This is a genomic window from Streptococcus sp. GMD4S, from assembly GCF_000296955.1.
The window spans coordinates 1-604 of sequence record NZ_AJRE01000387.1 but is presented as its reverse complement, the minus strand read 5'-3'; the positions used below and the strand labels follow the sequence as shown (position 1 = coordinate 604).

Sequence of the window (604 nt, the reverse complement as noted above, 5' to 3'; positions counted from 1 at the left end):
GTGAACAGCAGATGCTGGCTATGGGACGCGCTCTCATGTCTACACCTAAGCTCCTTCTCTTGGATGAGCCGTCAATGGGACTTGCCCCAATCTTTATCCAAGAAATTTTTGATATCATTCAAGATATTCAGAAGCAAGGAACAACGGTTCTCCTAATTGAACAGAACGCTAACAAGGCCCTTGCTATCTCTGACCGTGGTTATGTACTTGAAACAGGAAAGATTGTCCTATCAGGAACAGGAAAAGAACTCGCAGCATCTGATGAAGTCAGAAAAGCATATCTAGGTGGCTAAAAAGGTCCGGGGGACCTTTTTAGTCGGCGGATAAGAATTGTGCAGCAATTCTCCTTTAGTCTGGGAGACTAGTTTAGGTTGTGGATGGAGATTGCGCACGCAATCCCTCTATAGTCCGGGGGACCTTTTTAGTCGGCAGATAGAGATTGCGTAAGCAATCATCCAATCCAGTGGATTGTTTTAGTCGGCGGATAAGAATTGCAACCAAGCGAAACCTAATACGGCTACTTATCAAAAATATAAAATATTTCAGGGCTCCAGAATAAGGAGCTCTTTTATTTATATGTTTTTTGAGGAAAGGGAAGAAGGTC

1 protein-coding gene and 1 pseudogene are annotated in these 604 nt (G+C 43.4%); one reads left to right on the top strand and one right to left on the bottom strand.

What is annotated here, in order from left to right:
* A pseudogene (locus tag GMD4S_RS10060) lies at positions 1 to 293 on the top strand (ABC transporter ATP-binding protein); the annotation flags it as partial.
* Between the two features lie 73 nt (positions 294 to 366).
* Here GMD4S_RS10060 and GMD4S_RS13820 read toward each other — a convergent pair.
* Positions 367 to 604, bottom strand: a 238-nt coding sequence (locus GMD4S_RS13820; protein ID WP_237739147.1) for a hypothetical protein, incomplete at its 5' end; no start/stop codon positions are given.